Source organism: Quadrisphaera granulorum (genome assembly GCF_003149145.1).
GTDB classification, from domain to species: Bacteria; Actinomycetota; Actinomycetes; order Actinomycetales; family Quadrisphaeraceae; genus Quadrisphaera; species Quadrisphaera granulorum.
Genome location: NZ_QGDQ01000005.1, coordinates 171,999 through 178,110, shown reverse-complemented (window position 1 = coordinate 178,110; position 6,112 = coordinate 171,999). Strand labels below are relative to the sequence as shown.

Below are 6,112 nucleotides of genomic sequence, written 5' to 3'. Positions count from 1 at the left end.
AACACCCCCCAGATCATCGGTGCACAGGGGGACTCAGTCATACCGGCGGCGGTGGCCTGCCACCCCATCGCTGGGGTGATCAAGAAGGTAACGGGGGGAGCGGAACAGTCCCCCGACAGGCCCAGCGCGGCGTCAAGGTCGCCACCCCTCCTGCCGATGGCACCTTCATGACCGCGACCCTCGCCGCGCACGTCGACCGTTGGGCTCACGAGATCCTGGCGTCACCGATCCCTGTCGAGGTCCAGCCCAGCCACGGCGCGAGCCTGGCCTCGGCGTGCCGCGGCGAGCAGGCGCACCAGCTGCCGCCGGCGCTCGTTGCGGTGGCCCGGCGCCTGTCGGAGGGCGACCTGGCCGCCCTCGAGGCGCGCCTCGTGCGCAGCCTCGCTCGCGCGTCCGCCTGACGCCGTCGTCCCCCTCCTCCTCGCTCCCTTCCCGCACTTTCCGCGGCAAGTGCGGGAAGCGGGCCCCCCTTGTCGCACTTTCCGCGGCAAGTGCGGCATGAGGAGGACGACGACGACGAACGCGAGCACGCCCTGACCCACCCTCCGGGCGCCGCGTGATCCAAAATCCGTTGCGCCGCCCTGCACGATGGAACGGTGGAGAAGATCAACGACAGGCTGCTGTCCTGGGCCTCGATCCTCGAGGAGGAGACCAGGGCGCAGGCCCTCGCGACGTCCCGGATGCCGTTCGTGTTCCCTCACGTGGCCCTCATGCCCGACGCGCACCTCGGCAAGGGCGCGACCGTCGGCTCCGTCATCCCGACCGAGCGCTCACTCATCCCCGCCGCGGTGGGAGTGGACATCGGGTGCGGCATGGATGCGGTACTCACGCCGCTGACGGCTGACGACCTGCGCGCCCGCGGCTCGCTCGCCCCGCTGCGCGAGGCGATCGCGCGCGCCGTCCCACTGTCGGCGGGCCGGTACAACGAGGACCTGACGACGACGGCGGCCGCGCGCATCACCGCGCTGGAAGCACTCGCCGAGCAGGCGCGCTTCGAGCCCGACGCGACGGCGGGCAACTGGCGACTGCAGCTCGGCTCGCTCGGATCCGGCAACCACTTCATCGAGGTATCCCTCGACGAGATCGAGCGGGTGTGGGTGTTCCTGCACTCGGGATCGCGCGGCGTCGGCAACAAGATCGCGCAGCGGCACATCGCCGTCGCGGCCGAGCTGTGCAAGCGCTGGTGGATCGACCTGCCGCACCCGGACCTCGCCTACCTCGTGGAGGGCACTGACGCGTTCTGGGCGTACGTACGCGAGCTGCGCTGGGCGCAGGAGTTCGCCCGGCTCAACCGCGCGGAGATGGTCGACCGGGTCATGACGTGCGTGGAGGAGTTCGTCGGGCGTGACCTCGAGCGCCTCGAGGAGGTCTCCTGCCACCACAACTACACCGAGCAGGAGCGCCACTTCGGCCGCAAGGTCTGGCTCTCCCGCAAGGGTGCGATCTCCGCGAAGCAGGGCGAGCCGGGGCTCATCCCGGGATCGATGGGCGACACGTCGTACGTCGTCGCCGGCTTGGGGAACCGGGTGGCGCTGAACAGCGCGCCGCACGGCGCGGGGCGCGCGCTCTCACGGGCGAAGGCGCGGCGAACCTTCACCCAGGAGGACCTCGTCGAGCGCATGGCCGGTGTCGAGTGGGACGCCTCCTCACCGGCGTTCCTCGACGAGCACCCGGGCGCCTACAAGCCCATCGACGTCGTCATGGCCGACGCGGCGGACCTCGTGGAAGTTCGGCACGAGCTGCGGCAGGTCGTCAACGTCAAGGGCGACTAACCCCGCGTGATCATGGACTTCCGCCACCCTGCCGAGGTGGCGGACGCCCATGATCACCGCGGGTGGAGAGGATGGGGTCGTGCTCCTGACGATCACCGCCACCGCGTCGCCGGCCATGCCGGTGGCACGCGACCTCGGCTTCCTGCTGCACAAGCACCCCGACCGGGCGCAGTCCAGCGAGGTCTTCGGCGGCACCGCGCACGTGCTCTGGCCCGAGGCCGGCGACGAGCGCGCCACCGCGGTGCTCCTCCTCGACGTCGACACCGCCGCCCTCCAGCGCAGCCGCGGCCGTCGCGAGACGCCGGAGGGGTTCGCGCTCGCCGACCACGTCAACGACCGGCCGTACGCCGCGAGCTCGCTGCTCGCCGTCGCGCTCGGCAAGGTGTTCAGGACGGCGCTGGCCGGTCGCTGCGACGCCCGTCCCGAGCTGCCGGCGCAGCCCCTGCCGCTGGAGGTGCACGTCCCGTCGCTCGTGAGCCGCGGCGGGGCCGCACTCGTGCGGCAGCTGTTCGAGCCCCTGGGGTGGGACGTCGACGCCGCAGCCCAGCCCCTCGACCCGCAGGTGCCGGAGTGGGGCGAGTCGCTCGTCGTCGACGTCCACCTGCGCGGCACCCTGCGCCTGGCCGACGCACTCAGCCAGCTGTACGTGCTGCTGCCCGTCCTCGACGACGCCAAGCACTACTGGGTGAGCACCGACGAGGTCGACAAGCTCGTCCGCGCCGGCGGTGACTGGCTGCCGGCCCACCCCGACCGCGAGCTGGTCATGACCCGCTACCTGCGCCACCAGCGGTCGCTGGTGCGCGACGCCGTCGCCCGCCTCGACGACGTCGAGGGCCTCCCCCTCGACGACCCCTCCTCGACGATCAAGGAAGCTCTGCACACCGACCCGTGCACAACTTCCTTGATCGTGGAGGGAGGGGTGGAGGGGGTGGGGGCGAACGAAGAGAAGGCGACGCCGCTGGCGGTGCTGCGCCGCGAGGCCGTGCTCGCCGTGCTCCGCGAGGCGGGCGCCACGAGCGTCGTCGACCTCGGCTGCGGCGAGGGAGCCCTCGTGCGCGAGCTGCTCCGCGACCCCCGCTTCACGCGCGTGGTCGGCGCGGACGTCTCCGCCCGCGAGCTGGAGAAGGCGGCCCGCCGCATCGGCGCCGGCTCGACCACCGGGAACCTGCCCGACTCCGTGGCCGCCCGGCTGGAGCTGCTGCAGACCTCCGCGACCTACCGCGACGACCGCCTCGCCGGCGTCGACGCCGTCACCCTCGTCGAGGTGGTCGAGCACCTCGACCCGCCGCGGCTGCCCGCGCTGGAGCGCAGCGTCTTCGCGCACGCACGCCCGCGCACCGTCGTCGTCACCACCCCCAACGCCGAGCACAACGTGCGCTACCCGGCCCTGGCCGCCGGCGCGTTCCGGCACCCGGACCACCGGTTCGAGTGGACGCGCGCCGAGTTCGCCGCCTGGGCCTCCGACGTGGCCGAGCGCCGCGGCTACGTCGTCGTCATCAAACCCGTGGGTCAGGACGACGACGAGGTGGGCCCACCCACGCAGATGGCCGTGTTCACCCGGCGCGACGCGAAGGAGGAAGCGGCATGAGCGAGAAGGTCCTCGAGGTCCCCGACCTCAGCCTCGTGGTACTCGTGGGGGCCAGCGGGTCGGGCAAGTCGACGTTCGCCGCGCGGCACTTCGGTCCGTTCGAGGTGGTCTCCTCCGACCACTGCCGCGGGCTCGTCGCCGACGACGTCAACGACCAGGCCGCCACCGCGGACGCCTTCGACGTCCTCCACCACATCGCCGGGGTCCGGCTGCGCCGCGGCAACCTCACGGTCGTCGACGCGACGAACGTCCAGTCCGAGCCGCGCCGCCAGCTCGTGGCACTGGCCCGCGAGCACGACGTGCTGCCGGTGGCGATCGTGCTCGACCTGCCCGAGCGCGTCTGCCTGGAGCGCAACGCCGCCCGGCCCGACCGCGACTTCGGCGCGCACGTGGTCAAGCGTCACCGCGACGCGCTGCGCCGGTCGCTGAAGTCGCTGCGGCGTGAGGGCTTCCGCACGGTGCACGTGCTGAGCTCGGTGGAGGACGTCGAGGCCGCGCGCATCGTGCGCGCCCCGCTGCGCTCCGACAAGCGCGACGACCACGGCCCGTTCGACGTCATCGGTGACATCCACGGCTGCCGCTCCGAGCTGGAGACGCTGCTCGAGACCCTCGGCTACGCCATCACGCTCGACGAGCACGGCCGCCCCGTCGACGCCGTGCACCCCGAGGGGCGCCGCGCGGTGTTCCTCGGAGACCTCGTCGACCGCGGCCCGGACACCCCCGGCGTCCTGCGCCTCGTGATGGGGATGGTCGAGGCGGGGCACGCGCTCGCCGTCCCCGGCAACCACGAGGCCAAGCTCGTCCGCGCCCTCGACGGGCGCGACGTCTCGGTGACGCACGGCCTGGAGACCACGCTCGCGCAGATCGAGGCGATCGAGGACGACGACGAGCGGCGTGCGTTCCGCGAGCGTGTCCGCAGCTTCGCCGATGGGCTGGTGAGCCACCTGGTGCTCGACGACGGGAAGCTCGTCGTGGCGCACGCGGGGCTCAAAGAGGCGTACCACAACCGGGCGTCGGGGCGGGTGCGCAGCTTCGCGCTGTACGGCGACACCACCGGCGAGTCCGACGAGTTCGGGCTGCCGGTGCGGCTCGACTGGGCGCGCGACTACCGCGGCCGGGCGACCGTGCTCTACGGGCACGTGCCCACGCCCGAGCTGGAGTGGGTCAACAACACGCTGTGCCTGGACACGGGCGTGGTGTTCGGGGGTGCGCTGTCGGCGCTGCGGTGGCCGGAGCGCGAGCCGGTGCAGGTGCCCGCGGAGGCCGTGCACTACGAGCCGGTGAAGCCGCTGGTCGCTGAGACACCGGTTCGGGACGACGACGACCTCGCGCTCACCGACGTCGTCTCGACCGACGGTGCAGGCCGCGGCGTGGAGACGCGCCTGGCGGGGCGGGTGGCGGTCGCTGCGGAGCAGGCAGCGGGCGCGCTGGAGGTGATGAGCCGGTTCGCGGTGGACCCGCACCTGCTCTGGTACCTCCCGCCGACGATGGCACCGGCGGGCGGCTGGGCGGAGGCGCCCGAGCTGCTGGAGCACCCGCAGGCGGCGTTCGAGGCGTACCGGAAGGTGGGCGTCACGGACCTGCTGTGCGAAGAGAAGCACATGGGCTCGCGGGCGGTGGTGCTCGTGGCGCGCTCGCGCAACGGGCTGGCACCGTGGTCGTCGACGGGCGGGGTGGTACACACGCGCACGGGCCGGTCCTTCTTCTCGGAGGAGCTGACGGTCGCGTTCCTCGACCGGGTGCGCGCGGCAGCGGAAGGCGCCGGCCTGTGGGACGAGCTGTGCGGTCCCGCCGTTGGGGACGGCGCGGGTGGCGGGGCTGGTGAGCAGTGGCTGCTGCTCGACGCCGAGCTGCTCCCCTGGTCGGCGAAGGCCGAGGAGCTGCTCCGCACGCAGTACGCCGCGGTCGGCGCGGCAGCGAGGGCGGCGCTGCCGGCCGCCGTCGTCGTCCTGGAGCAGTCAGCAGCCCGGGGACTCGACGTGGGAGCGCTGCTGGAGCGGACCCGCGAGCGCGAGACCGACGCGGCGGCGTTCACGGAGGCGTACCGCCGGTACGTGTGGCCGACGGGCGTCGGTGAGGGGCGGCTCGACGGGGTGCAGCTGGCGCCGTTCCAGCTTCTCGCCGCCTCCCCTCTCCCCGGTGATCATGGTCCCCCGCAAGCGGGAGGTGCCCCCAAGTCGGCCACCTCGGGTGCACAGACCTTCGGCGACCGCGACCACAGCTGGCACCTGTCGGTGGCAGACCGGCTGGTCGAGGCCGACGCCGAGCTCGGTGGGTCGCTGTTCCGCACCACACGGCGCTTCCGCGTGGACGCCGCGGACGCCGCCTCGTGCGAGGCCGGCACCGCCTGGTGGACCGAGCTGACCGGCGCGGGCGGTGAGGGGATGGTGGTGAAGCCGTTCGCGGGGGCTGCGCTGCGCGGGCAGAAGGGGCTCGTGCAGCCGGGCATGAAGGTGCGCGGTGCGGAGTACCTGCGGCTCATCTACGGGCCGGGCTACGTGCGTGACCTGGAGCGGCTGAAGCAGCGTCAGCTCGGCCGGAAGCGGAGCCTGGCGCTGCGTGAGCACGCACTGGGCATGGAGTCACTGGCGCGTCTGGCCGAGGGTGAGCCGCTGTGGCGCGTGCACGAGGCGGTGTTCGCCGTCCTCGCGCTGGAGTCGGAGCCCGTGGACCCCCGCCTGTAACCCCCGCCCCCTTCCTTCCCGCAGCCGAGCGCCTGGTTGCGGTTACCGAGGCCCTTGGAACCGCAACC

General features: G+C 73.1%; 4 protein-coding genes. All 4 read left to right on the top strand.

The window, feature by feature from the left end; translation table 11 throughout:
• Positions 1–167 precede the first annotated feature (167 nt).
• The 4 genes from BXY45_RS22845 to BXY45_RS06350 all read left to right on the top strand — a co-directional run bounded on the left by BXY45_RS22845 (position 168) and on the right by BXY45_RS06350 (position 6,044).
• The gene (locus tag BXY45_RS22845; RefSeq protein WP_119700367.1) at positions 168–401 is read left to right on the top strand and encodes a hypothetical protein; all 234 of its coding nucleotides are present in this window, start codon (positions 168–170) and stop codon (positions 399–401) included.
• A 195-nt stretch (positions 402–596) separates the two neighbouring features.
• Positions 597–1,772, top strand: a complete 1,176-nt coding sequence (locus BXY45_RS06360) for an RtcB family protein (protein WP_109773474.1) — start codon at positions 597–599, stop codon at positions 1,770–1,772.
• A gap of 79 nt (positions 1,773–1,851) precedes the next feature.
• Positions 1,852–3,360, top strand: a complete 1,509-nt coding sequence (locus tag BXY45_RS06355; protein WP_109773500.1) for a 3' terminal RNA ribose 2'-O-methyltransferase Hen1 — start codon at positions 1,852–1,854, stop codon at positions 3,358–3,360.
• Entirely contained in the window at positions 3,357–6,044 is a 2,688-nt protein-coding gene (locus BXY45_RS06350; protein ID WP_109773473.1) for a polynucleotide kinase-phosphatase, read from the top strand. The genes BXY45_RS06355 and BXY45_RS06350 overlap by 4 nt, the downstream gene beginning before the upstream one ends.
• The last annotated feature ends 68 nt before the right edge of the window (positions 6,045–6,112 follow it).